This window comes from Spiribacter pallidus, from assembly GCF_040838495.1.
GTDB lineage: Bacteria > Pseudomonadota > Gammaproteobacteria > Nitrococcales > Nitrococcaceae > Spiribacter > Spiribacter pallidus.
In genome coordinates, this window is record NZ_JBAKFM010000001.1 from 258401 (window position 1) to 283810 (window position 25410).

General features: G+C 67.2%; 21 protein-coding genes. 14 read left to right on the top strand and 7 right to left on the bottom strand.

What is annotated here, in order from left to right; translation table 11 throughout:
- Positions 1-7: 7 nt before the first annotated feature.
- From lexA to V6X73_RS01255, 8 genes are all read left to right on the top strand, one after another.
- Positions 8-637, top strand: coding sequence for a transcriptional repressor LexA (lexA, locus tag V6X73_RS01220; RefSeq protein ID WP_367958143.1), 630 nt, complete (start codon positions 8-10; stop codon positions 635-637).
- 24 nt (positions 638-661) lie between these two features.
- Positions 662-1333: a translesion DNA synthesis-associated protein ImuA gene (imuA, locus tag V6X73_RS01225; RefSeq protein ID WP_367958142.1), complete on the top strand. Its 672-nt coding sequence runs from the start codon at positions 662-664 to the stop codon at positions 1331-1333.
- Positions 1334-1350: 17 nt separating this feature from the next.
- Positions 1351-2631 carry a DNA polymerase Y family protein gene (locus tag V6X73_RS01230; RefSeq protein WP_367958141.1) on the top strand — a complete coding sequence of 427 codons (1281 nt, stop codon included), beginning with the start codon at positions 1351-1353 and terminating at the stop codon, positions 2629-2631.
- A 4-nt stretch (positions 2632-2635) separates the two neighbouring features.
- Complete coding sequence (locus tag V6X73_RS01235) at positions 2636-5728, top strand: error-prone DNA polymerase (protein WP_367958140.1); 3093 nt, start codon at positions 2636-2638, stop codon at positions 5726-5728.
- A gap of 84 nt (positions 5729-5812) precedes the next feature.
- A complete protein-coding gene (recQ, locus tag V6X73_RS01240; RefSeq protein ID WP_367958139.1) occupies positions 5813-7642 on the top strand; it encodes a DNA helicase RecQ in 1830 nt (609 codons plus the stop codon).
- A 2-nt stretch (positions 7643-7644) separates the two neighbouring features.
- Positions 7645-9660 carry a GNAT family N-acetyltransferase gene (locus V6X73_RS01245; RefSeq protein WP_367958138.1) on the top strand — a complete coding sequence of 672 codons (2016 nt, stop codon included), beginning with the start codon at positions 7645-7647 and terminating at the stop codon, positions 9658-9660.
- Positions 9653-15160, top strand: coding sequence for an excinuclease ABC subunit UvrA (gene uvrA, locus V6X73_RS01250; protein WP_367958137.1), 5508 nt, complete (start codon positions 9653-9655; stop codon positions 15158-15160). The genes V6X73_RS01245 and uvrA overlap by 8 nt, the downstream gene beginning before the upstream one ends.
- Positions 15161-15193: 33 nt before the next feature.
- Positions 15194-15658, top strand: a complete 465-nt coding sequence (locus tag V6X73_RS01255; RefSeq protein WP_367958135.1) for a GlcG/HbpS family heme-binding protein — start codon at positions 15194-15196, stop codon at positions 15656-15658.
- Between the two features lie 4 nt (positions 15659-15662).
- Here the strand turns inward: V6X73_RS01255 and V6X73_RS01260 are convergent, their stop codons facing one another.
- The 3 genes from V6X73_RS01260 to rraA are packed head-to-tail and all read right to left on the bottom strand — an operon-like array spanning position 15663 to position 17005.
- The gene (locus tag V6X73_RS01260; protein ID WP_367958134.1) at positions 15663-16058 is read right to left on the bottom strand and encodes an RNA-binding S4 domain-containing protein; all 396 of its coding nucleotides are present in this window, start codon (positions 16056-16058) and stop codon (positions 15663-15665) included.
- The gene (locus tag V6X73_RS01265; RefSeq protein ID WP_367958133.1) at positions 16045-16503 is read right to left on the bottom strand and encodes a CBS domain-containing protein; all 459 of its coding nucleotides are present in this window, start codon (positions 16501-16503) and stop codon (positions 16045-16047) included. The genes V6X73_RS01260 and V6X73_RS01265 overlap by 14 nt, the downstream gene beginning before the upstream one ends.
- A 22-nt stretch (positions 16504-16525) precedes the next feature.
- Positions 16526-17005 carry a ribonuclease E activity regulator RraA gene (gene rraA, locus V6X73_RS01270; RefSeq protein WP_367958132.1) on the bottom strand — a complete coding sequence of 160 codons (480 nt, stop codon included), beginning with the start codon at positions 17003-17005 and terminating at the stop codon, positions 16526-16528.
- A gap of 148 nt (positions 17006-17153) precedes the next feature.
- Between rraA and V6X73_RS01275 the strand changes: the two genes are divergently transcribed.
- Positions 17154-18167 (top strand): phosphoribulokinase, encoded by a 1014-nt coding sequence (locus tag V6X73_RS01275; protein WP_367958131.1) that lies wholly within the window; start codon positions 17154-17156, stop codon positions 18165-18167.
- Between the two features lie 3 nt (positions 18168-18170).
- Here the strand turns inward: V6X73_RS01275 and V6X73_RS01280 are convergent, their stop codons facing one another.
- Genes V6X73_RS01280 through V6X73_RS01290 form a run of 3 tightly spaced genes read right to left on the bottom strand, consistent with a single transcriptional unit; the run spans position 18171 to position 20399 of the window.
- Positions 18171-19127, bottom strand: a complete 957-nt coding sequence (locus V6X73_RS01280; protein ID WP_367958130.1) for a patatin-like phospholipase family protein — start codon at positions 19125-19127, stop codon at positions 18171-18173.
- On the bottom strand, positions 19117-19707 hold the full coding sequence (locus V6X73_RS01285; RefSeq protein ID WP_367958129.1) for a YceI family protein: 591 nt from the start codon (positions 19705-19707) through the stop codon (positions 19117-19119). Before V6X73_RS01285 ends, V6X73_RS01280 begins: the two co-directional genes overlap by 11 nt.
- Positions 19704-20399, bottom strand: a complete 696-nt coding sequence (locus tag V6X73_RS01290) for a CDP-alcohol phosphatidyltransferase family protein (protein WP_367958381.1) — start codon at positions 20397-20399, stop codon at positions 19704-19706. The genes V6X73_RS01285 and V6X73_RS01290 overlap by 4 nt, the downstream gene beginning before the upstream one ends.
- 73 nt (positions 20400-20472) lie before the next feature.
- Between V6X73_RS01290 and V6X73_RS01295 the strand changes: the two genes are divergently transcribed.
- Genes V6X73_RS01295 through V6X73_RS01315 form a run of 5 tightly spaced genes read left to right on the top strand, consistent with a single transcriptional unit; the run spans position 20473 to position 24556 of the window.
- A complete protein-coding gene (locus V6X73_RS01295) occupies positions 20473-21486 on the top strand; it encodes a dehydrogenase (protein WP_367958128.1) in 1014 nt (337 codons plus the stop codon).
- The gene (locus V6X73_RS01300) at positions 21453-21857 is read left to right on the top strand and encodes a 6-pyruvoyl trahydropterin synthase family protein (protein ID WP_367958127.1); all 405 of its coding nucleotides are present in this window, start codon (positions 21453-21455) and stop codon (positions 21855-21857) included. Before V6X73_RS01295 ends, V6X73_RS01300 begins: the two co-directional genes overlap by 34 nt.
- Positions 21854-22906, top strand: a complete 1053-nt coding sequence (locus V6X73_RS01305; protein WP_367958126.1) for a glycosyltransferase family 4 protein — start codon at positions 21854-21856, stop codon at positions 22904-22906. Before V6X73_RS01300 ends, V6X73_RS01305 begins: the two co-directional genes overlap by 4 nt.
- Entirely contained in the window at positions 22899-23681 is a 783-nt protein-coding gene (locus tag V6X73_RS01310; protein ID WP_367958125.1) for a class I SAM-dependent methyltransferase, read from the top strand. The genes V6X73_RS01305 and V6X73_RS01310 overlap by 8 nt, the downstream gene beginning before the upstream one ends.
- Positions 23672-24556 carry a lysylphosphatidylglycerol synthase transmembrane domain-containing protein gene (locus V6X73_RS01315; protein ID WP_367958124.1) on the top strand — a complete coding sequence of 295 codons (885 nt, stop codon included), beginning with the start codon at positions 23672-23674 and terminating at the stop codon, positions 24554-24556. The genes V6X73_RS01310 and V6X73_RS01315 overlap by 10 nt, the downstream gene beginning before the upstream one ends.
- On the opposite strand, the gene V6X73_RS01320 is transcribed toward V6X73_RS01315, so the two are convergent.
- Positions 24537-25358, bottom strand: a complete 822-nt coding sequence (locus V6X73_RS01320) for a RibD family protein (protein WP_367958123.1) — start codon at positions 25356-25358, stop codon at positions 24537-24539. The genes V6X73_RS01315 and V6X73_RS01320 overlap by 20 nt on opposite strands.
- Positions 25359-25410: the final 52 nt, after the last annotated feature.

The following is a 25410-nucleotide window of genomic DNA, read 5'->3' on the forward strand; positions in this document are numbered from 1 at the left end:
GTTGGCCATGCCAGCGCTCACTGCTCGACAACAACAGATCCTTGAGCTTATCCAGCGTTTCATTGCGCGCACGGGCTATCCCCCCACCCGCAGTGAAATCGCCGCCGAGCTGGGCTTTCGGTCGGTCAATGCAGCCGAACAGCATCTGCGCGCCCTGGCCCGCAAGGGCGTCATCCGGTTACAGCCCGGTGCCTCACGGGGGATTCGACTGTGCGAAGCGGACCGCCCCGCCGAACTGCTCGCCGAAGACGAACAGGGCCTGCCGGTCATCGGTCGAGTGGCCGCCGGCAGCCCGTTGTTGGCAGAGGCCCATGTCGAGCGGCACTGCCAGGTCAGCGCCGGGCTTTTCACCCCCGGTGCGGATTACCTGCTGCGGGTCCGGGGCATGAGCATGCGGGATGCCGGCATCCTGGACGGCGACCTGCTGGCCGTGCACCGCACCGGAGAGGTCCACAACGGACAGATCGTCGTCGCCCGGCTGCACGACGAGGTCACCGTCAAGCGCTTCACTCGTGAAGGCCATCGGGTCCGGCTGTTGCCGGAAAACCCCGATTTCCAGCCCATCGAAATCGATCTGCGCCAGGAAGAACTGGCGATTGAAGGCATTGGTGTCGGCGTCATCCGCTCCGGACTCTGACGCCCCACCCACGGAGGTTTAATCATGGAACAGGCCATCGATCAGCTACTGGCCCGCCCGGGCATCTGGCGGGCCAGCGAAACGGCTCGACATACCGGGGCCCGGGGTGAGCATATCCCCACCGGATTTTCGGTGCTGGACACGGCCCTGCCCGGGGGCGGCTTCCCGAGCGGCGCGCTCACCGAAGTCCTGCACGACAGTCATGGCATGGGCGAGTTGCGGCTTGCCATGCCGGCCCTCGCCAGGCTCTCCCGCGGCGGACGCTGGATTGCCATGATCGCCCCGCCCCACATCCCCTATGCACCGGGGTTATCGGCACGGGGCATGGATCTGTCACGCGTACTGGTGGTTCATCCCACCAGCGAACAGCAGTCCCGCTGGGCGCTGGAACAGGCCCTGAGAGCCGGCACCTGTGCGGCGGTACTGGCCTGGCCAGAGCATTGCGATGACCGCAGCCTGCGGCGCTTTCAGCTGGCGGCAGAGACCGGCAACAGCCTGGGGCTTTTGTTCCGCGACAGCCTGGCTGCAGGGCAACATTCTCCGGCCGCGCTACGACTGCGAATCGACAGCGACAACGGCCAGCGGCTGGGGGTCCGGGTGTTGAAATGCCGTGGCGCCACACCCGGCCCCGTCCAGCTGGATGACCGCCCGGCTGGTGCGCTGCATGAGCAACAGCCCCTCCCCCTGCACAACTGACAGATCCATGATCTGCGATGTTGTGGTTGTGCCTGTTCGCTGATGACCCAAACCGGGAGAGGCAGGCCGATTCGCTCCAGCGCCTGGCCAACTGGGCGCTGGAGTTCACGCCGCGTATCAGTCTGAATCTGCCCGGCAGCGTCTTGCTCGAAATCGGGGGCAGCCTGCATTACTTCCGCGGCCTGGAGGCCTTGCGCCAGCGTGTACAAAAGGGACTGGAGAAGCTGGGTATCCCGATCCATACCGGGATCGCCCCCACCCCCACCGCAGCCTGGCTGATTGCCCGCGCGGGCGGTGACACGCCGATCATCCATCGCCGCGATCTGCCCGAAGGACTCGCGCCGCTGCCCCTGGGGGTGCTGTCTGTCGAGCAACGCCAGGCAAAGGCCCTGCAGGGGCTGGGCTGCCGGACCATTGGCGAGCTGCGTCGTCTGCCGGTCGCCGGTCTGACCCGCCGGATCGGCCGCCACGTGGTCGAAACCCTGCAAAAAGCCCATGGTGAGCGTCCGGATCCACAGCCCGAGTGGAAGCCGGCGCAGTCCTTTGAAGCACATCTTGATTTTGCCGATCCGGTGACCGATCACCAGCAGTTACACACCCCACTGGGCGGGTTGATTGACCGCCTCTGTACCGAGCTGCGGCGACGGGATGCCGGTATCCTGCGGGTGCACATCACCCTCACACCCACACGGGGTGACGCCAGGACACTGACGGTCGGCGTGCTCTCACCAAGCCGCGATGCCGAGCACCTCAAGGCGCTTCTCCAACAACGACTCGAGGGCCAGACCAGCGCCGACGGGATCATCGGCGCCCACCTGCAAAGCGGCCCCCTGCGCAGCTTCAACAATGACAGCCCGCCCCTGGATCTGCTGGATGCACTGGCCGACGACAGCGCTCAGAACGACTGGCAGACGCTGGTGGAACTGCTGGGACACCGCCTGGGCGAGGCGCAGCTCAGCCTGGTCGACGCGTATCCCGACCATCGCCCGGAACGCGCCTGGCGTTATCGACGCCCGGGTGACCCAAGCCCTGGCGATGAGCATCGGCCGGATCATCCACCACGACCCGGGTGGCTGCTGGAGACACCGCTGTCACTCGACACCCGCCAGGGACAGCCCCACTATCATGGCGCGCTGGTGCTGGAATCGCCCGCCGAGCGTATCGAATCGGGCTGGTGGGATGGCGAAGACGTCGCCCGTGACTACTACATAGCCCGCAATCCCCGGGGCCAGCGGCTGTGGGTCTATCGCGACCGGCGTGGCGGGCGTCGCTGGTATCTGCACGGCCTGTTTGCCTGACGCCATGCAAGCGCCGACCCCAGCCTATGCTGAGCTTCATTGCCTGAGCAATTTCAGCTTTTTGCAAGGCGCCTCGCATCCCGAAGAACTGGTGCATCGCGCCCAGGCGCTCGGATATCGCGCCCTTGCCATTACCGATGAATGCTCGCTGGCCGGCGTGGTGCGCGCCCACGCCGCCGCCCGGGACTACGGGCTGCAACTGATCATCGGCAGCACCATCCGGCTCGAGGACGGTCCGGAAATCGTCCTCCTGGCCCCCGACCGCCACGCCTATGGCCGACTCTCTGCGCTCATCGCGCTGGGCCGAAGCCAGGCCAGCAAAGGCCAGTACCATCTCTGCCGCAGCGATCTGCAAGCGGGCATCCCCGGTTGTCTGGCACTGCTCGTCATCCGGGGCGACACACCCGAGGCGGATGCACGCTGGCTGGCCGATTGCTTTCCCGATCGGGCCTGGCTAACCACGTCGATCCGCCATGACGGTCATGATGACCTGCGGCTGGCACGCTGCCGTCACCTGGCCCGGCTTACCGGTCTACCCGCGGTTGCCAGCACCGGCGCGGTCATGCACCGCCGCAGCCGCCGCGCGCTGCAGGACACCCTGAACGCGATCCGACACAACCGCCCGCTATCGGCCATGGGCCACGAGCTGGCCAGCAATGGCGAGCGCCATCTGCGCCCACGCCGTCAACTGGCCCGGGCCTATCCACCGGAGATGCTCGCCGAGAGCACACGGATCGCCCGACGCTGCAGCTTCTCGCTGGATGAGCTGCGCTACGAATATCCAGAAGAACTGGTTCCCCCGGGCCATGACCCGCCCAGCTGGCTGCGATCGCTGGTCGAATCGGGCGCCCGGGCCCGCTGGCCCGATGGTGTCCCCGACAAGGTCAGCCGGGCCATCGAACATGAGCTCGGCCTGATCCGGTCGCTGGCCTATGAGCCCTATTTTCTCACCGTCCACGACATCGTGGCCTTTGCCCGGCGCAAAGGGATTCTCTGTCAGGGCCGGGGCTCGGCGGCCAATTCTACGGTCTGTTATTGCCTGGGCATCACGGCTGTCGACCCGGACCGCGCCAGCCTTTTGTTCGAGCGCTTCATCTCCAAAGAGCGCAACGAACCACCGGACATCGATGTGGACTTCGAACACGACCGACGCGAAGAAGTCATTCAGTACGTCTATCGCAAATACGGCCGCCACCGGGCCGCGCTGGCGGCCACGGTCATCTGCTATCGCCCCCGCAGCGCCTTGCGCGACGTTGGCAAGGCTCTGGGGCTCGATCCGGTCCTTGTCGAGCGACTGGCCGGCAGCATTCAGTGGTGGGACGGCCAACGGGTCGATGTCGAGCGCGTACGGGAAAACGGTATCGACCCGGATGAGCCGCTGGTTCACCGCACATTGACCCTGGCGGCGGCGATCATCGGATTTCCCCGGCATCTCTCACAACATGTCGGCGGATTCGTCATCAGCCAGGGCCCGTTGAGTGAGCTCGTGCCCACCGAAAACGCCGCCATGCCGGGGCGGAGCATCATCCAGTGGGACAAGGATGATCTCGAGACACTGGGTCTGCTCAAGGTGGACTGTCTGGCACTGGGCATGCTCAGCGCCATCCGCCGGGCCCTGGCGTTGATCGAGCAGCAGCACGGCCGCACCCTTGCCCTGTCGGACATCCCCGCCGAGGACCCGGCGGTCTACGATATGCTCTGCCGGGCCGATACGGTCGGGGTGTTCCAGGTGGAGTCGCGGGCCCAGATGGCCATGCTGCCGCGGCTCAGGCCAAGGACGTTCTACGACCTGGTCGTCGAGATCTCTATCGTGCGGCCGGGGCCCATCCAGGGCGATATGGTCCATCCCTATCTGCGCCGACGCGACGGCCAGCAGGCCGTCGACTACCCCAGCGACGAGGTGCGTGCCGTACTAGAGCGCACCCTGGGGGTGCCCATCTTCCAGGAACAGGTCATGCAACTGGCCGTGGTTGCCGCCGGCTTTACACCCGGCGAGGCGGATCAGCTGCGCCGGGCCATGGCGGCGTGGAAAAAACGCGGCGGACTGGGACCGTTTCGCGACAGGCTCCTCGATGGCATGCAGGCCCGCGGCTATTCGCCGGCTTTCGCCGATCGACTGTTCCAGCAGATCTGTGGGTTTGGAGAGTACGGCTTTCCCGAATCCCATGCCGCAAGCTTTGCCTTGCTGGTGTATGTCTCGGCCTGGATCAAGCACCACTACCCTGCCGTTTTTGTCTGTGCCCTGCTCAACAGCCAGCCCATGGGCTTTTACGCACCGGCTCAGCTGGTCCGGGACGCGCGGCAACATGGCGTGGCGGTGCGATCGGTTGATGTCAACCACAGCGACTCGGACTGCAGCCTCGAGGCTGCGCCCGGTGAGGGCGAGCAACCGGCTCTGCGGCTCGGGCTGCGCATGATCAATGGACTGGGCGAGGCACCGGCACAGCGGCTCTGCCGCAGCCGCCGCGACGAAGGCCCGTTTCGCGATGTCAACGACCTCGCCCGCCGGGCTCAGCTGGATCGTGGTGCACTGCGCGCGCTGGCGGATGCCGGGGCCCTCGCCGCGATCAGCGGTCATCGCCGCCAGGCCTGGTGGCAAGTCCTAGGCGTGGCGGACGATGGCCCGTTGCTGAAAAACACCCCGATCCGTGAGCCGGCGGCAGACCTTCCGGCACCCGAGGAAGGCGAAGACCTGATCAGTGACTATGCCAGCCTGGGGCTGACACTGGGCCGGCATCCCATGGCACTGCTGCGCGACCAACTGCGTGCCCGGGGCTATCGCCCCTCGGCCACGCTTGAATCCACCGGTCACCGGCGCATTGCCCGGGCGGCCGGTCTTGTCACCAATCGCCAACGCCCCGGGGCCGCCGGCGGCGTGGTCTTTCTCACGCTGGAAGACGAGGATGGCTCGGTCAATGTCGTGGTCTGGAAGGATCTGGCCGAGCGCCAGCGCCGTGTAGTGGTCGGGGCACAGCTGCTGGGCGTGGTGGGCATTTGGGAGCGGCGCGGCACCGTCTGCCACCTGGTCGCCGGCCGGCTGGAGGATCACAGCCACCTCCTGGGCGCATTGCAGGTCCGCTCGCGGGATTTCCACTGACCATTCATCCACCGGCACCCATGGGCGCTGGATCGCTGTAGACTGTTGGCCTCCATGAACACGAGGTAACGGATGCGCGGCGGCATGCCCGAAGCGTCGACACAACGGGAAAGCCCACGGGCGGTTCTGCAACGGGTATTCGGCTACCGCGACTTCCGCGGTCAACAGGCGGCGGTCATCGATCATGTCATCGATGGTGGCGATGCCCTGGTGCTCATGCCCACCGGCGGCGGCAAATCGCTTTGCTATCAGATACCGGCGCTGGTCCGCACCGGGGTTGGCGTTGTCATCTCGCCGCTGATTGCGCTGATGGAAGACCAAGTTTCGGCCCTGCGCCGCCAGGGGGTGAATGCCGCGGCACTCCACTCCGCCCTGCCGCCGGAGACCCGGGCCCAGACCGAGCAGGCCCTCGCCGCCGGCGAACTGGATCTGCTCTACGCCGCCCCGGAGCGCCTCATCAATGGCGACCTCATGGGCCGGCTCAGTCACATCCCTGTCGCCCTTTTTGCCATCGACGAAGCCCACTGCGTCTCGCAATGGGGACATGACTTTCGGCCAGAATACATGCAGCTCCACCAAGTGGCGGTGCGCTTTCCCGACGTTCCCCGACTGGCGCTCACCGCCACGGCCGACAATCGGACCCGTCAGGAGATCCGCCAGCAGCTCCTGCCCCCGGAGGCCGAGGTCTTCCTCGGCAGCTTTGACCGGACGAACCTGCATTACGAAATCCACTTAAAGGATCGGCCCCGCGAGCAGCTGCTCAGCTTTATCCGCGATCGGCACCCCGGTGACTCGGGCATTGTCTATTGCATGTCGCGACGGGCCACCGAGCAAGTCGCCGACTGGCTCAACGCCCGCGCGGTACCGGCGCTCGCCTACCATGCCGGACTGTCATCGGATCAGCGCGAGCATCACCAGAACCGCTTTCTGCGCGAAGACGGGCTGGTCATGGTGGCCACGGTGGCCTTTGGCATGGGGATCGACAAGCCCGACGTGCGTTTCGTCGCCCATCTGGACCTCCCCAAAACCCTCGAGGCCTACTATCAGGAGACCGGACGCGCCGGGCGGGACGGACTGCCCGCGGACGCCTGGATGGTCTACGGGCTCAAGGACATCGCCCGGGTCCGTCAGTTGGGCATCGATACCGATACCCCACCGGATCAACAGATCCGCAGCCATCAGCGACTGGAGGCCCTGCTGGCCTTCTGCGAGACCGCCGACTGTCGCCGTCCGGCGCTTCTGGCGCATTTTGATGAATCCCATCCCGGCGGCTGCGGGCGCTGCGACAACTGCCAGGCCCCGCCCCGACGCTGGGACGCCACCGATGCGGCCCGGCGTTTTCTCTCCTGCGTCTACCGGACCGGTCAGCGGTTTGGCGCGGGTCATGTCATCGACGTCCTCACCGGCCGGGTCACCGACCGGGTCCGCCAACGCGGTCACGACCGGCTGAGCACCTTCGGGATCGGCCGGGATCTCGGCCGCGACACCTGGCAGTCGGTGGCCCGGCAGCTGCTGGCCCACGGTCATTTGCAGACCGATCGCGATGGCCGCGGCATCCTTTTTTTAAGCGAACGCTGTCGCGGATTGCTGCGCGGCGACACGCCCATCCAGATGCGCGAGGATGTCCTGGCATCCCGCCAGCCACCGCAACGGCGGGTGAGCGCCAACGATGTCGCCGTCGATCCGGCTGCCTGGGCGGCACTGCGCGCGGCAAGACGACAGATCGCCGAAGACGAAGGCATCCCGCCGTATGTCATCTTCCATGACGCCACCCTGGTCGCCATGCTCGAGCAACGCCCGGCCAGCCTCGCCGAATTCGCCGAACTCCCCGGGGTGGGTGCCAGCAAGCTGAAACGCTACGGCGAGGTCTTTCTGCAGGTCATCGCCGACCTGCCCGAAGCAGCCGACGCCTGATCATGAACACTCGGCAGCGCCGTTTGATCTGGCTTGCCGGCGATCGTGCCGACGGCGAGGCCGCCGCGGCCAGGCTGCTGCGGTCCTTCCCCCCGGAACGCCTGGCATGGGTGGGTGACGGCGGCCCCGACCACCTCAACAATACCCCCTGCGGCAGGGGTCGATCGTTGTTGGGCAAGACCCTGGATGTCGGCGTCCTCAACGCCCACACCGGCCTTGACCCGGATGACCTTGGCATCCTCGCCGGCACGATCCGCGGTGGCGGCGCACTGGTGCTGATCAGCCCCGCCACCGACGACTGGACGATGCTCGAGGACACCGCCTGTCAGCGGTGGCTGAGCCATGGACGACAACCCGCAGCGCTCGGCGATGGGTTTATCACCCGGCTCATCGGTTGGCTACAGGCCACCCGCTGGGTCGAGCGTCCGCGGCTCGACTCGCTCCGCCCCCTGACCCGACCGGGTGCTGGACCGGATCCGGCGATCCTCGAGCCGACACCCGATCAGCGACAGGCCATGGACGAGATCGCTGCGCTGACCCGCCAGGATGAAGCCGGGGTACTGTTGCTCACCGCCGATCGCGGCCGCGGCAAATCCACCGCCCTGGGACTGGCCATGGGTCGGCAACCCGGCCGGGCCCGTCTGACCGGGCCTTCCCGCTCGGCGGTGCATACCGCCATCGAGCACAGCGGATCCACGCCGCCGGCATTCATCGCCCCCGAAGATGTCCGTCGCGACGAGGCGGTTTTGTTCGTCGACGAGGCGGCGGCATTGCCCCTTGCCCGGGTGCAGCAACTGCTGCGCGACAACCCCCGGTGCGTGCTCACCGGCACCGTCCACGGCTATGAGGGCAGCGGCCACGGCATGACGCTGCGTCTGCATCGCTGGCTGGCCGGGCTGGGCCGCCCGCTGGTGCATCGGCACCTGGCGCAGCCGGTGCGTTGGCCGGACGATGACCGACTCGAGGCACTCATCCACCGGATCCTGTTGCTGGACGCCGAACCGGCGCCGTTAGAGGCGACCGCCCCCGAGGCGCCGACCGCCGGCCGTGCCCATGCCGAGGCCGTCGACGCCAGGGCGCTGGCCGTCGATGAATCCGCCCTCGCCGAGGCCTTTGGCCTTCTGGTGGGGGCACATTACCGCACCCGGCCCCGGGATCTTCGCCAGATGCTGGATGACCCGGATGTCCGCATCTGGCGAATCCGCGAGCACGGTCAGACCACCGCCGTGGCCATCGTCCGACAAGAAGGGGGGCTGGCGCGCCGGCTTGGCGAGGCCATCCACCAGGGCCGACGACGACCACGCGGGCACCTGATCGCCCAGTCGCTGGCGTTTCACGCCGGCATCCCCCGGGCACCCACCTGTCGCGGGCTGCGCATCCAGCGACTGGCCGTCCACCCCCATCGCCACCGCCAGGGGCTGGGCAGCGAGCTGGTGGCGGCGATCGGCCAGTGGGCCGCCTTGCAGGGGCTGGACTGGATCGGGGCGAGCTTTGGCAGCGACCCGGATCTGCTGGCCTTCTGGTGGGCCAACGGTGTCTGGCCGGTCCGGCTGGGCAATCAGGCGGATCCGCGCAGCGGTCAACCCTCGGTCATCGTCCTCAAACCGCTCTCCAGGCGGGGCGAGGCGCTGTACCGATCGGCTCGGGCGCGTCTGGCCGTCCACCTCCCCGACCAGATCGCCGCCGCCACCCCCGCCCTCGACCCGGCCATCGTTGCTGCCCTGCAGCGCGAGCTGCCATCGCCCGATGAAACCGCCATCGATGCCCGTGATCTGAGGGCGTTCGCCCGCGGCCAGCGACTGTTGCTCGACAGCCGCGGGGCGCTTGCGCGGTTGCTTGCCCGTCCGGTTTGCGCCAGCAATCTGAGCGACCGGGAGCGACGCGTGCTTGATGCAGCCCTCGCAAGCCCGCAGGATGCCAGATCGCTGAGCGCGGCCACCGGCACCGACGGGCGGCGCAAGGCCATCACCAAGCTGCGTCGCCTGACCCTCAAACTGCTGGACAACGCCCATGACTGACTCGTGCATCCGCATCCGCGGCGCCCGCCAGAACAACCTGCGCAACCTCGATCTGGATTTGCCCATCGGCGAGTTCACCGTGATCACCGGGGTATCGGGCTCGGGCAAATCATCCCTGGCCTTTGACACCATCTATGCCGAGGGACAGCGGCGCTATGTCGAGACCTTCTCGCCCTATGCCCGGCAGTTTCTCGACCGCATGGATCGGCCGGCCACCGACCGGGTCGAGGGCATCCCACCGGCGATCGCCATCGACCAGACCAACCCGGTGCGCACCTCACGCTCCACCGTGGGCACCATGACCGAGCTCAACGACCACCTCAAGCTGTTGTTTGCCCGTGCGGCAAGGCTTTTTTGCGGTGGCTGCGGCCGGGAGGTCACCCGGGATACGGCCGAGGGGGTGTTCCACCGCCTCGAGCATCGCTGCGGGGGCGAGCGGGTGGTGGTGGCCTTTGATATCGCCATCCCCCCGCAGTACGAGACGGCCGAGATGCGCCGCCTCCTCGAGCGCCAGGGCTATACCCGGGTGCGTGAGCTCGATGGCCAGCGTCTGAGGGTCACCCAGGACCGGCTGCGAGTCAGCGACACACGCCGCGATCGGCTCATTGAGGCTGCGGAGGCGGCCTTCCGCCACGGCCGCGGCCATATGGTCGTCGAGGTACTCGACGCCGAGCGCAGCGTCTGTGGTGAACACCGTTTCTCGGCGGCGCTGCACTGCGCCGACTGCGACCGCCACTACCGGGATCCCAGTCCCAGCCTTTTTTCGTTCAACTCGCCGGTGGGTGCCTGCGAGACCTGTCGCGGGTTCGGCCGGATCATGGGTATCGACTACGGGCTGGTCATCCCCGACGAGCGCCTCAGCCTGGCACAGGGCGCCATCCGGCCCTGGCAGTCGGGTAAATCCGCCGCATGTCAGAAGGATCTGCTGCAGGCGGCGCGACGCGCGGGCGTGGCCACCGACATCCCCTGGCAGGACCTGCCCGAAGCGGACCGCCGCTGGGTGATCGACGGGGATGGCGCGGGCTGGTACGGGGTGCAGGGCTTTTTCGACAGGCTGGAGTCCAAGAGCTACAAAATGCATGTCCGGGTGCTGCTTTCGAAATATCGCAGCTACGACCTCTGCCCCGACTGCCAGGGGGCACGATTGCAGCCCGAGGCATTGCTATGGCGGCTCGGGGGGCACGCCGAGGCCGATGCCGCGGTGGCGGCCGGGCAAAGGCACCGGCCGCGCGGGGCCACGCTGACCGACGCCCAATGGCAGGGGCTGCCCGGGCTGAATGTCCACGATCTGATGTCGCTGCCCCTGAGCCGCAGCGCGACGTTTTTCAACGATCTGACCCTGCCGGCACCGATGGACGAAGCCGTCCCCCCGCTGCTCGAGGCGGTTCGCACCCGAATTGGTTATCTCGAACAGGTGGGCGTGGGCTATCTCACCCTCGACCGGCAGTCGCGGACCCTGTCCGGCGGCGAGGTGCAGCGCATCAACCTGACCACGGCTCTGGGCACATCGCTGGTCAACACGCTTTTTGTCCTCGACGAACCCAGCATCGGTCTGCATCCGCGGGATATCCAGCGCATCAACACGGTCATGACCCGATTGCGGGACGCCGGGAATACGCTTTTGGTGGTCGAACACGACCCGGCGATCATGCAGGCCGCCGACCGGGTGATCGATATCGGCCCCGGTCCCGGGCGCGCCGGGGGCGAGATCGTGTTCAACGGCAGCGTCTCGGCGATGATGGAAAGCGAGCACTCGCTGACCGGCGCCTATCTGCGCGGCGCGCGTCAAGTCCAGGCCGATGACCGCCCTTCGCGGCCGGCGCCCGAGGCATGGCTGAGCATCCATGGCGCCCGGGAACACAATCTCAAAGACCTCGACGTGCACATCCCTTTGCAGCGGCTGGTCTGTTTGACCGGTGTCTCCGGATCCGGCAAGTCGACACTGCTCGAGTCGATCATCCATCGCGGGCTGCGAAAGCGCCTGGGCGAGGCCGTCGAGCCGCCCGGCGAACACGACCGCATCGAGGGCGCGGAGGCCATCGACGAAGTGGTCATGGTGGATCAGTCGGCCATCGGCCGGACCACCCGATCCAACCCGGCAAGCTACGTGGGGGCCTTTGACCCGATCCGCAAGGCCTTTGCCCGCGAACCCCTGGCCCGCGAGCGGGGCTATACCGCTGGCACCTTCAGCTTCAACGCCGGCGCCGGCCGATGCCCGGCCTGTGGCGGTAGCGGGTTCGAGCATGTCGAGATGCAATTCCTCTCGGATGTCTATCTGCGCTGCCCGGTCTGTGACGGGCAACGCTACCGCGACACGGTACTCGATGTGCGCATGCCGCCGGCGGCGGGATGCGACCATCCACCGGCGTCCATTGCCGATTGCCTGGCCATGACCGTAGACGAAGCGCGGCAGTTCTTCGCCGATCAGGCCGAGATTCTCCGCGGGCTCGAACCCCTGGCCGCCGTCGGCCTGGGGTACATGCAGCTGGGCCAACCGGTGCCGACCCTCTCCGGCGGCGAGGCCCAGCGGCTCAAGCTTGCCGGCCATCTGGCCAGGGCCGGCAAACGCCGGGGGGGGCACAAGCTTTTCCTCTTCGATGAGCCCACCACGGGCTTGCACTTCGAAGACATCCGCGTCCTGCTGACCGCCCTCGAGCGGCTACTGGATGCCGGGCACTCGGTGGTCCTGATCGAACACAACCTCGATGTCATCCGCGCCGCCGATTACCTGCTGGATCTGGGCCCCGAGGGTGGACAGGCCGGCGGCGAACTGATCGCCGAAGGCGCGCCCGAAACAGTCGCCGCCGCCGGCATCGGCCATACCGCCGAGGCCCTGCGGCCGGGCACTGCCGACCAGCCGGCGAGCGCCCTGGCACCGCGGGGGCCGGCTGCCCCGTCCCGGCCATCGGCCACGGCCATTGCGATCCGTCAGGCGCGCGAGCACAACCTGCGGGGGATCGATCTGGATATCCCGCAAAACCGCATGACCGTGATTACCGGACTGTCCGGGTCGGGGAAAAGCACCGTCGCCTTCGACATCCTTTTCAATGAAGGGCAGCGCCGCTACCTGGAATCGCTCAATGCCTATGCCCGGCAGTTTGTCCAGCCGGCAGCCCGGCCGGATGTCGATGGGGTATTCGGCATTCCGCCGACGGTGGCCATCGAACAGCGCACCAGCCGCGGCGGGCAGAAGAGTACCGTCGCGACCATGACCGAAATCCACCACTTTCTGCGGCTGCTGTTCGTCAAGCTCGGCACCCAGTACTGCCCCGACTGCGATCTGCCGATCCGCGAGCAGAGCATCGAGAGCATCCTCGATCATCTGCTTGCCCACGACCGCGGCCGACCCGTCACCCTGCTCGCCCCGCTGATCGTCGCCCGCAAGGGCTACTACACCGACCTCGCTCAGTGGGCGGCGGGCAAGGGTTTTGCCCATCTGCGGGTGGATGGCGCCGATATCCCCACCAACGACTGGCCGCGACTGGATCGCTACCAGGAACATGATATCGACCTGCCTGTCGCCGAGCTGACCATCGACCCGGCCCGGGAGGATGCCCTGCGCGAAGCCCTCGAGCGGACCCTCGCCTATGGCAAGGGTCAGCTCCGGGTGGCGAGGGACGATCACGCGACCAGCCTGTATTCCACCGAACGCGCCTGCCCCGGCTGTGCCCGCAGCTTTGAGCCGCTGGATCCACGGCTTTTTTCGTACAACACCCGCCATGGATGGTGCCCGCGATGCTACGGCACCGGCGTGATCCTCAAAGGCTTTGACGCCGAGCAGACCGGTGAAGAGCGACACTGGCGCAAGACCGACGAGCAGCCCGTGCAATGCGATGCATGCCAGGGCCATCGGCTGCGACCCGAGGCCCTGGCCGTGCGGTTTGCCGAGCGCAGCATCGCCGATTTCGGCGCCTGGTCGGTGACCGAGGCCGCCTCGTTTTTTACCGACATGACCCTGGATGGCCGGGCCAGGACCATTGCCCGGGATATTCTCGTCGAGCTCCAGGGCCGGTTGGGCTTTCTGCAGTCGGTCGGGCTTGGCTATCTGACCCTCGAGCGCGCCGCCCCCACGCTGTCCGGCGGCGAGGCCCAGCGCATCCGACTCGCCGCCCAGCTCGGCTCGAATCTCCAGGGGGTGTGCTACATCCTCGATGAACCCACCATCGGCTTGCACACCCGGGACAACCGCATGTTGCTCGACACCCTCGCCGCGCTGGAAGCCAAGGGCAACACCATGGTGGTGGTTGAACACGACGAGGACACCATCCGGCGGGCCGAGCATGTCATCGACCTGGGGCCGGGCGCGGGTGTTCGCGGCGGCCGGGTCGTCGCCGAAGGCACCCTCGAGCAGTTGCTCGACAACCCGGCTTCGGTCACCGGCCGGGCCCTGGCCGATCCACTCCGTCACCCGATCCGCGGCGCCCGCCGCGACCCCCATGCCGCCGAGGCGATCGAGGTGGTCGAGGCCAGCGCCAACAACCTGCAGGCGGTCAATGCCCGCTTCCCGCTGGCCCGGCTCACGGTGGTCAGCGGCGTTTCGGGCTCGGGCAAAAGCACACTGGTCCGCGAGGTGCTCCACGGCGGGCTGAAGGCGCGGCTCAACCCCGACAAATACAACCACAAGGTCGCCGGCTGCACCGCCCTGCGGGGCACGCAGGGCATTGACCGGGTCCTCGAGGTCGACCAGACGCCCATCGGCAAGACACCTCGCTCGTGCCCGGCCACCTATGTAGGCATTTACGATGAAATCCGCCGCCTGTTCGCCCAGACCGAAGAGGCCAGGCTGCGCGGCTATGGGCCGGGGCGGTTTTCCTTCAACACCAGTGAGGGACGCTGCCCTGAATGCGAAGGACAGGGGATGCGGCGCATCGAGATGAATTTCCTGCCCGATGTCACCGTGCCCTGCGAGGCCTGTCACGGCCAGCGCTTTACCCGCGAGACCCTGGCCGTGACCTGGCGGGGCCGGTCCATCGGCGAGGTCCTGGACATGGATATCGAGACCGCGGTGGATTTTTTCGCCGCCCAGCCGCGCCTCCATCACACCCTGGAGCTGCTGCGCGATACCGGTCTGGGCTATCTCACCCTGGGGCAACCCAGCCCCACGTTATCCGGTGGCGAAGCCCAGCGCATCAAACTGGTCAGCGAACTGGCCAAGGCCCGCCCGGATACCGGCCCGAGAAAAGGCGCCCGGACCCTCTACATCCTGGACGAGCCCACCGTCGGTCTGCACATGGCCGATGTCGAGCGCCTCATCGGTGTGCTCCACCGGCTCGTGGATGCCGGCCACAGCGTTGTGGTCATCGAGCACAACATGGATGTATTGGCCGAGGCGGACTGGGTCATCGACCTGGGACCGGAGGGCGGCAGTGCCGGCGGACGTATCGTCGCCCAGGGCACCCCGGAGCAGGTCGGACGAAACACCGAGTCCCGTACCGGCGTGCTGCTCGGCCCCTTCCTTGCCGAGCGTCGGTGCGCGTCGGCAGCGGAACCTTTATCATGACGCCCGTTTTGGTCAGACCAAGGAGTGTATATCGTGCCCAAAAGTGAGGTTTTCCTTCGCCCCAGCGCCCTGCCCCTGGACAAGGCCCGGTCGATCATCCAGTCCGCGCTGCAGCGCGGTCGTGAGCGGGGTTTCATGCCGCTGACAGTGGTGGTGCTCGATGACGGCGGACATACCATCGCCATGGAACGCGAGGATGGGTCAGGGATCGCCCGCGAGCCGGTCGCCCGTGGCAAGGCCTGGGGGGCCCTTGGCATTGGGATCAGCAGCCGGACCGTCGGCGCCCGTAATCAAGGCAGAGAGGCATTCCTGGCGGGGGTGGCCGCCGCCTCGGACGGTCAGTTCATCCCGGTACCCGGGGGCGTGCTGGTGATCGAAAACAACCGCATCATCGGCGCGGTCGGGGTGAGCGGTGATACCTCCGATGCCGACGAGGAATGTGCGGTGGCCGGCATCGAAGCGGCCGGCTACACGGCCGGGGTGGACACCCCCGACTGAGCCATCACTGGCTGCCGCCGCGTTTGAACGCCGCCAGCTCCCGACGGCTGCGGCGTTCCGGCCGGTGCATCGGGCGCGGCTGGGCGGCCGAGGCCGCCCGCAGTTCGGCCCGCTGCTGCGCTCGGCGTTCGCGACTCTGGGGCGTTTCGGTGTAGAGGGTCTCGGCGGTGTTTGCCGGCCCCCGCTGGTCGCTCAATGCGTCGACATCGACACTGAACGTGACCGCGCCCTTGCGGATATCCAGCCGCTGTCCGGTCTTCACCGCCCGCGCCGGCTTGGCACGAACCCCGTCAACACTCACCTTGCCCGCCTTGATGGCGTCGACGGCAAGCCGACGGGTTTTGAAAAACCGTGCCGCCCACAACCACCGGTCGAGGCGAACGCTGTCAGCTGCCGACATGGCCGCCGTAGCTTCCGTGGACATAACTGCGCAGTTCGTTGAGCTCGAACTCGCGATGGGCGACCACCGCGCCGGTCAGATCCCGGACCGAGATCACACCCAGCACCCGGCCGGCCTCCATCACCGGGAGGTGGCGGACGTTACGTTCGGTGACCACGGCCATGGCTTCGTCCACCGAGCAATCCGGCGGAATCCAGAACACCTCCCGTGTCATCACCGCCTCCAGGGGGGTGCGGGCGGCATCCAGCCCTTCGCCAAGGACCCGGCGAAGCACATCCCGCTCGGTGAACACCCCCAAAAGCTCCGCCTCCGGGTTCATGACCACCACCGCGCCAATATTGCGCCGATTCATCAGGTCGACGGCATCGCTGACCATGCTCTGCGGTGCCAGCGCATGCACGCCGTCGACACGGGTTTTAATCAGACTACGGACTGTTGCACTCATCGCTCCCCTCCCCCGTCACCCCTCAGACCAGGGGTTCGTTGGCGATTACAATGCCGTCGCGATCGGCACAGAGCCACTCGCCCGGCGTGATGGTGACTCCGGCGAAAGTCACTTTGACGCCGATCTCGCCGACGCCGTTTTTCTCACTCTTGCAAGGATGGGTGTTGAGGGCCTTGATGCCGATGTCCAGATCGGCCAGATCGGCCGAATCACGGACACAGCCGTAGACCACCAGCCCGCTCCAGCCATTGTCGCGGGCCCGGGCGGCCATCTGGTCACCGATCAACGCACAGCGCAGCGAACCGGCGCCATCGATGACCAGCACCCGCCCCTCACCGGGTTCGGCGAGCAGTTCGCGCACCTGGCTGTTGTCCTCAAAGGTCTTGACGGTCTCGACCGTGCCCGAGAAACCGTGGCGCCCGCCGTAATTGCCGAAAATCGGCGCCATGACGCGCAACGCCGATGCATGATCGTCACACAGATCCGTGGTTTTGATGGCCATCCAACATGTCCCTTGCCCTGACAACCGAAAGCTAACCCTGTCAGCCCATGCGAGCAACACCGCATCGGCGCGACGATTTGACAGCACTTCTGAAGGGCGCAGAATGCAAGCCCTTGCCTTAGAGCCCGATCGACGGCGGTAACCAACCATGACCAGCGACCCGCACGACAAGCCGGCGCCGCAGGCCGGCGTCAACGACCTGCCCGCGCGACTGCGGCGTCGCCGGCGACCGATCATCATCGGTGTCGCCGGCGACAGCGGCAGCGGCAAGAGCACCTACACCCAGGGGCTGGAGTGGCTGTTGGGCCCCGAGCTGGTCAGTCAGGTCAGTCTGGACGGCTACCATGCCGAAGACCGGGCCACCCGACGGGCCTCGGGTCGCTCGCCCCTGGATCCCGAAGCCAATCACCTCGAGCGGGCCGGCACCGATCTTGAGCGACTCAGTCGCGGCGAGGCGACCCGCATCCCCATTTATGACCACGAGGACGGAGTCTTCAGGGACGCCCGGGTCTATCAACCCACGCCGATCATCCTGGTTGAAGGCCTGCACACGCTGTATCCGGCGCTGCGGTCGATGCTCGATGTCGCGGTGTATGTCGACACCGCCACCGAGGTCAAACGCGAATGGAAGATGCGCCGGGACACCCGCGAGCGGGGCTACAAGGGGGCCGAAGCCGAGGCCGAGATCGCGCGACGGGCCCATCAGTACGAGCGGTGGATCGCCGATCAAGAGCAACACGCCGAGGTCATCCTGCGCATCCACCCCAGCGAGCTGGGCAAGCTGGCCATTGGCCGCTTGTCAGCGGATGTGCCCGACAGCTTCTATCACCTCGAGTTGATCGTTGCCCCCGGTGGCGATGATCAGCGTTCGCTGTTTCTGCCGGTGGATCTCAACAGCATGACCCGCGAGCAGGCCATGCCCTTCATGCTGGCCATCGTCCCCAGTCAGTATCAGGCCCGCACGGTCAATGTCCTGCACGTCGACGGCCACATGGCGCCGGCGGGGCTCGAGACACTGACGCAGTCCATCTGCGCCTTCGCCGGGCTCGATGCACCGGCCGGTGGCAGTGGGATCGAGTGGCCGGCAACGGTGCGCTTCGCGCAAATGCTGGTGGCCTGGCCGGTCATCAATCGCATCAGCGCCATCGCCGCCGGCGACTGACGGTCAATGATCAAAAACCGCCTCGAGGGCCGGCGCCATGCGCTCGACACAGGCCTCGCCCTCGGCGATGGCCTCGCTGGCACGGTGGAGCTCGAGCAAACCGATATGGGCAAGGCGCGGCGATAGCATCAGATCGGGCGGGTCACCGGCCATCCGGCTGCGGGTGATGCGATCCTGCATGACATTGACCGAGGTGGCGATCACATCGAACACCCCGGGTGCGGCATCGGCGTCACCCCGCTGGAACTGCGCCTGCAAGGCCTCGGCACCATCGCGCATCCCGCTCGAGAGACGATGCCACCAGCCCAGGGGGCCGTCGGCCTCGGCCTCATCCAGTGCATCATCGCTCGAGTCGCTGGCCGTGGCAGTGACCGGCGATTGAATGCGGCGTCCCACCAAGCCGCCGCTCAAGTTGACCGCAATGACCCGATCCGCGCCCATGGCATGGCACAGCGATACCGGCACCGGATTGACCAGCCCGCCGTCCACCAGCCACTCTTCACCCAGACGGATCGGCGTAAACACCCCGGGCAGCGCCATCGATGCGCGCACCGCCGTGGCCACATCCCCTTCACGCAACCAGCGTTCCTGGCCGCTGTACAGATCGGTGGCCACCACCGCCAACGGCCGGTCCAGATCGGCAAAATCGACCGCGCCAAAGGCCTCCTGAAACCGCCGCATCAGCCGACGCCCCTGAATAAACCCGCCATTGCCCAGGGCAAAATCCATGTAGCCGAGCACATCGCGGCGATTGAGACCACGCACCCACTGCTCGAAGGCCGCGATATGTCCGCTGCAGAGCACCGCCCCGACAATGCCCCCCACCGAGGTGCCGGCGACCATGTCCGGTTGGATACCCATGCGATCAAGGGCGCGAATCACGCCCAGATGCGCCCACCCCCGGGCCGCGCCACCCCCCAACGCCAACCCGATCCGCGGTCGTTGTTGTTCACTCGTCATCGCGGGTGGCTTCGAACTCGATGATCAAATCGATGCGATCACTCACCAACTCGCCTTCCAGCGCATAGGTCATGCCAAATTCGCTGCGCCGCAGACTGCCGCGCAGGGAGCCACCCAGGGTATCGGCACCGCCGATGGGATGAGGTCCCCGCCGATTGAGCGTGACATCCAGGGTGATGGGCCGTGTCACGCCACGCAGGGTCAGATCACCGGTCACCGTGCCGCTGCGATCATCATCGGCCTGATAATCGGTGGCAACAAACCGGATGGTCGGATGCGCCCCGGCATCCAGGAAATCGCCATCGCGCAAGTGCTCATCCCGCCCCTCGTGGGCGGTAAACACGCTGTCGGCGGCAATCGTGACCTCGGCCGAGGCGAGCGTCCGGGTCTGGGCGTCGTAGACAAAGTCACCGCTAACCTCAGTGAACTGACCCAGCACCCGGGCGAACCGGGCATGCCCGGCAAGAAAGCCGACACTGACGTGGGACTCGTCCAGCACGAATCGCTCGGGCGCGGCGATGCCTGGAGATGACACCAGACCAGCGAGCAAGACGGTGGCAAACCAGCGAAAGACAGTCATGGGGATACTCCTCGCGACGGGTCGGCCCGCCATGATGCCGCAATGTCGGTGACAAACGAATAGCTCACAAGGATGAGCAGGCCGGCGGCGATGAGCGACGACCAAAGCGCCGGCAGACCGGGGATTAGGCAGCCGGCAAGGCCGAGGCCCTGTACCGCACAGATCACCCGCCGACGCTGGGATGGCGGCAGCGGCCGTTTCAGCGCCGCAACCCCCCAGCCCGCCGCGACGAATGCATAGCGCCAGAGCCCGATGAGCAGCACCCAGGCGCCGGCCCGCTCGAGCAACAACAGCCAGAGACACAAGACCAGAAGCAAAAAGGCATCCAGCTCCATGTCAAAACGCCCGCCGGCCTCGGTCGCGCAATCCAGACGACGCGCCACCAGACCATCGACGCCATCGAGCAGCACCGCCACCAGCGCCAGCGCGAAGACCACCGAAGGATCCGCGGCCAGATCGCCGGCGGCAGCCAGCAGCCCCACGAGCAGCATCACCAGCACCCCGCGCCCCAGGGTGACCCGGTCGGCGGGCGTCAGCGGCCGGCCATCCCGGGCGATGGCAATGAGCATGGCCATGCCGAGGTAGGCGAAGAGCGCCAGCGGCAGGACCACCGGTGTCAGTTCGAGGGTCTGCTGCAGCGCGGCGGCCGCCGCCACCAGCAGGATGGCCCCGATGAGTAGATCCGCCAGCACCGCAACCAATGCTACCCTCCTGCCGTTGACGCCCTCGACGGGGCAGTCTAGCAGCCGCAAAGGAGGCATCGGCATGGCATACAGCACCGCCCGCGCTTTCTGGGTCACCGCGCCCGGCAAGGGCGAGCTGCGCGATGAGCCGCTGCCCGAGCCGAAAGACGGCGAGCTGCTTGTGCGCAGTTGCTTTTCCGCCATCAGCCGCGGCACCGAGTCGCTGGTCTGGAATGGCCAGGTGCCCGAGAGTCAGTACCAGCGGATGCGCGCCCCGTTTCAGGCCGGTGATTTCCCGGCACCGGTCAAGTATGGCTACTGCAACATCGGCGTCGTCGAGGCCGGCCCGGAGCCATGGCCGGGTCAGCGGATCTTCTCGCTCTATCCCCACCAGGAGCGTTTTGTCCTCCCGGTGCGCGACGCCCATCCATTGCCACCGGGGCTGGCGCCGGAACGCGCGGTCCTGGCCGCCAACACCGAGACCGCGTTGAACGCCTGCTGGGACGCCAGCCCCCTCGCCGGCGAGCGCATCAGCGTCGTCGGCGCCGGTGTGGTGGGCTGTCTGACCGCGGCGCTCTGCGCGGCGGTTCCCGGGACCGAGGTGGAGCTCATTGACATCAACCCCCAACGCCGCCGGATCGCCGAACGACTGGGCATCGCCTTTGCCGAGCCGACACGCGCCCGCAGCGGCGCGGATCGCGTGGTTCATGCCAGCGCCAGTGAGTCCGGCGCAGCGCTGGCGCTGTCGCTGGCCGCCGACGAGGCCACCATCGTCGAGTTGAGCTGGTATGGCCAACGCGCTGTGCGCCTGCCGCTCGGCGAGGACTTTCACTCGAGGCGGCTGACTTTAAAGTCCAGTCAGGTGGGCCAGCTGGCCGCTGCCCAGCGCCCACGCTGGGATCACCAACGCCGGCTGCAGAAGGCGCTCGAACTGCTCGCCGCCAACCCGGCGTGGGAGGTGCTGATCGATGGCGAGAGCCAATTCGCCGACCTCCCCCGGGTCATGGCCTCAGTGGCCGCCGGCGACGCCCTTTGTCATCGCATTCGCTATTCGGAGTCATCATGTTTTCTGTCAACGTCCGCGACCACTTCATGATCGCCCACAGTTTTCAGGGCGAGACGTTCGGCCCTGCACAGGCGCTGCACGGCGCCACTTATGTCACCGATGCCACCTTCTTCCGCCCGTCGCTGGACGATGACGGTGTGGTGGTGGACATCGCACTGGCCATGCGCGTGCTGCAAGCGACGCTGCAGCAGTACAACCTGACCAATCTGGATGACAACCCGGCATTTGCCGGCGTCAACACCACCACCGAATTCCTCGCCGGCCGGATTGCCGACCAGCTGGCCGAGGCGGTTCATGCAGGGCGTCTGGGTGAAGCCGCCCGGGGCCTGAGCCATCTGCGCGTCACCCTGCATGAATCCCATGTGGCATCCGCCGCCTGCGAGCGCCCGATCAACCCGTGACCACGGTCACCCTGGTCATGCCCGCGCCCATCGAGCGGGCCACTGGCGGCAACGCCTATGACCGGCGAATGGCCGAGGCACTCCCCGGCCTGGGCATCGAGACCCGGCTGGCCGCGGTGACCGGAGATTTTCCACATCCCGGGGCAGACGACCAGCAGCAACTCAGGGCAACCCTGGAATCGCAAGTCAATGGCGCCGTGCTGGTGGTGGATGGCCTGATTCTGGGGGGATTACCCGAGCTGTTTGCCGAACAGGCCAACCGGCTGCGACTGATCGGGCTTGTCCACCACCCGCTGGCTGATGAAACCGGCCTGAGCCACCCGAGCGCCGAGACACTGCGCCTCAGTGAAGCCCGATCCCTGGCGCTTTGCAAGGGAATCATCGCCACCAGTGCCTTCACCGCCCGCCGGATCAAAACGCTTGGACTGGCCCACCGACCGGTGCATGTGGCGCCTCCGGGGACCGCGCCCCGGCCACTCGCCGAAGGCAGCGATGGCGACCCGACGTTGCTGTGCGTCGCCTCGCTGACCCCGCGCAAGGCACAGCATGTACTCATCGACGCCCTGAACGGCATGCAGGATCAGCCCTGGCACTGCACACTGGCCGGCGAGGACCGTCTGAACCCGGCCTATGCCCGGCGGATTCGCCGGCAGATCGAGACACAGCGCCTCGACCGGCGCATCACAGTGACCGGCGCACTGGATACGGATCGACTGGAAAACGCCTATCACCGGGCGGATCTGTTTGTCCTCCCTGCGGTCTATGAGGGCTATGGAATGGTCATCGACGAGGCGATCGCCCGGGGGCTACCGGTGGTGAGCACACAGGGTGGTGCCATCCCCGATACACTGCCACCGGGCGCCGGGGTACTGGTCCCACCCCATGATGCCGATGCACTGCGCAAGACGCTGAGTCAGCTGCTGCGCGACCCGGCCACCCACCGCCAACTGGCCCGGGGCGCCCGTGCGGCCCGGGCAGCGCTGACCACGCCTGACCAGGCCGCGGCCGGGTTTGCCGCCGCCCTGCGGGAGGTCCTGGGCCATGATTGAGGTTTTTGCCGCGGATTGGTTGTCGTTGCGTGAACCCGCCGACCATGCTGCTCGCCCCCGGGCGCTGCTCGACGCCCTGCACACCGTTCTGCCGGGCACCGAACCGCTCGAGGTCATCGACCTTGGCGCCGGCAGCGGCAGCAATCTGCGCTACCTCGGACCACGGCTCGACCGGCGTCAGCACTGGCGGCTTATCGATCACGACGCCGCGCTGCTCGAAGCGGTCACCACGCCCGGCGATGTCCCGTTCGACACCCTGTGCATGGCATTACAAGCCTTCCCGCCACCCACGCTGCCGCCGCCGCAGCTGATCACCGCCTCGGCCCTGCTCGATCTGGTCACCGAGGCCTGGCTGGCGCGGCTGGTGGACTACTGCATCGCCCATGACTGTGTAGCGCTGCTGGCGTTGAGCGTCGACGGCCGAATCCAGCTCGACCCGCCGGCGAGCAACGATGACCGGGTGCTGGCGGCGCTCCAGGCCCATCAGAATGGCCCCAAAGACATGGGCACCGCGCTCGGCACCACGGCCCCGGCACGGGCCGCGGCGCTTTTTCGCGAGCGCGGCTACCAAGTCCGATTGATGGCCAGCGACTGGCAACTCACCCCCGATGAGGCAGAACTGCAGCGTCAGCTGCTTGTGGGTTGGCATGCCGCAGTGATCCGGCAAAACCCCGGTGACCGGCAGCGCTTCGATGAGTGGCTGCACACCCGGGTCGAGCTGCTCGATCGAAGCCACATCCGGGTGGGGCATCAGGACCTTCTGGCATGGCCATAAGCCCGCTGCTGCGCATCGGCTTCACGGGCCTTCTGCTTGGCCTTTTGATGGCCCGGTTCGGCGAGGCCGTCTTAGCACGGTTGCTGGCCGCCCAGCCGACCTGGCTGGCGTTGGCCCTGGCGATCACGGTGGCTCAGACCCTGTTGTCGGCCTGGCGGTGGCGGTACACCGCGCGCCGACTGGATCTGCCCCTGGGCGGGGCCGATGCGGTCGGCGAGTATTACCTGGGCAACCTGGTCAATCAACTGCTGCCAGGCGGTGTACTCGGCGACGCGAACCGCGCCTGGCGCCACGGCCGGACCGCCAGCGGCCTGAGCCCGGCCTTCCAGGCGGTGGTGATCGAGCGGGTCTCCGGGCAGCTCGCCATGCTGGGCGCGGTGATGATCGCACTCATCCACTGGCCGGCCGAACCGCCCGATTGGCGGCACTATGCCGGCGCGGGCACGGGATTGCTGCTCGTCCTCGCCACCGGCGGGTGGCTTGGCCGTGTGCATCGACCGGACGATCAACCCGCCTGGCTGGCCCGGTGGCGGCATGCCGTGGGGCAGGCACTGCTGCAAAGACGGGTGCTCGGCGTACAGCTGGCCACCTCGGCATTGGTGGTCGCAAGCTATGTGGCGGTATACGCCTGCTGTCTGCTGGCCATCGGCATCGAGGCGCCGGCCTCGGTGTGGCTGCCATTGATTCCGCTCATCCTGCTGGCCATGCTCATCCCCCTGACCGTGGGCGGATGGGGCCTGCGCGAGGGCGCCGCGGCTGCGATCTGGCCACTGGCCGGCCTCTCTGCCGAGCAGGGCATCAGTGGTGCGGTGGTCTATGGACTGGTCTGCCTGATCGGCAGCACGCCGGGCCTGCTCACCCTGTTGCGCCGCTGAATTCGAGGCAGAAGGTGATATCCTCGCCCATTTCGAAACGCGCCACCCGGGGCCGGAGCGCTTCATCCATGCGCTCGATGGGGGGCAGCTCGAGGCCCGTCGGCCCGGCCCCGATGATCACCGGCGCGATGGTAAGATAGAGCACGTCCACCAACCCCGCCGCCAGCCAGGCCGAGACGGTGCGGGCACCGCCCTCGATCAGCACCCGCTCGAATCCCGCCTCGGCAAGCGCATCACGGACCGCATGCGGGTCGTTCACATCCACCCGGTCGTGGCGATCCAGGCCCGTCGGCAGGTCGCGGACGGGTCCCATCAGCCATGCCGGTGCCTCGCCGTCACGAAAGATCCGTTCATCGCCGCTTACCCCCCGCGCATCCGACAGCACCACACGGGTGGGATTGAGTCCGGCCACCGCCCGTACGGTCAGCGCCGGGTCGTCGGCCCGCAGCGTCCCGGCCCCGACGACAACCGCATCGCTCAGCGCCCGAAGCCGATGCAGGTGGGCCCGGTCCGCGGCGCCGGTGACATAGTGGGAATGCCCCGTCGCCGTGGCAATTCGCCCATCCAGCGATTGGCCCAACTGGGCAATGACCCGGGGTGACCCGGGCCCTGCGGCGGTTGCCGGGGCATAGCGTCGATGCAAGACCTCGGCGGCCATGGTCTCATCCAATGGCAGATCCACTGCCCGTTCCATGGCCGATTCATCGGCTTGCGGGCGCCACCGGCCGCAGCACTGCCGCAGGTAGCGCCAGATCATTTGACTGCCCTCGGCATAGGGCGGCGGGTCGATCTGCGTTGTCATCACGGAATTGTTACAGTGATCGATGGTCCATCGCCATAGGCCAGACAAAGGG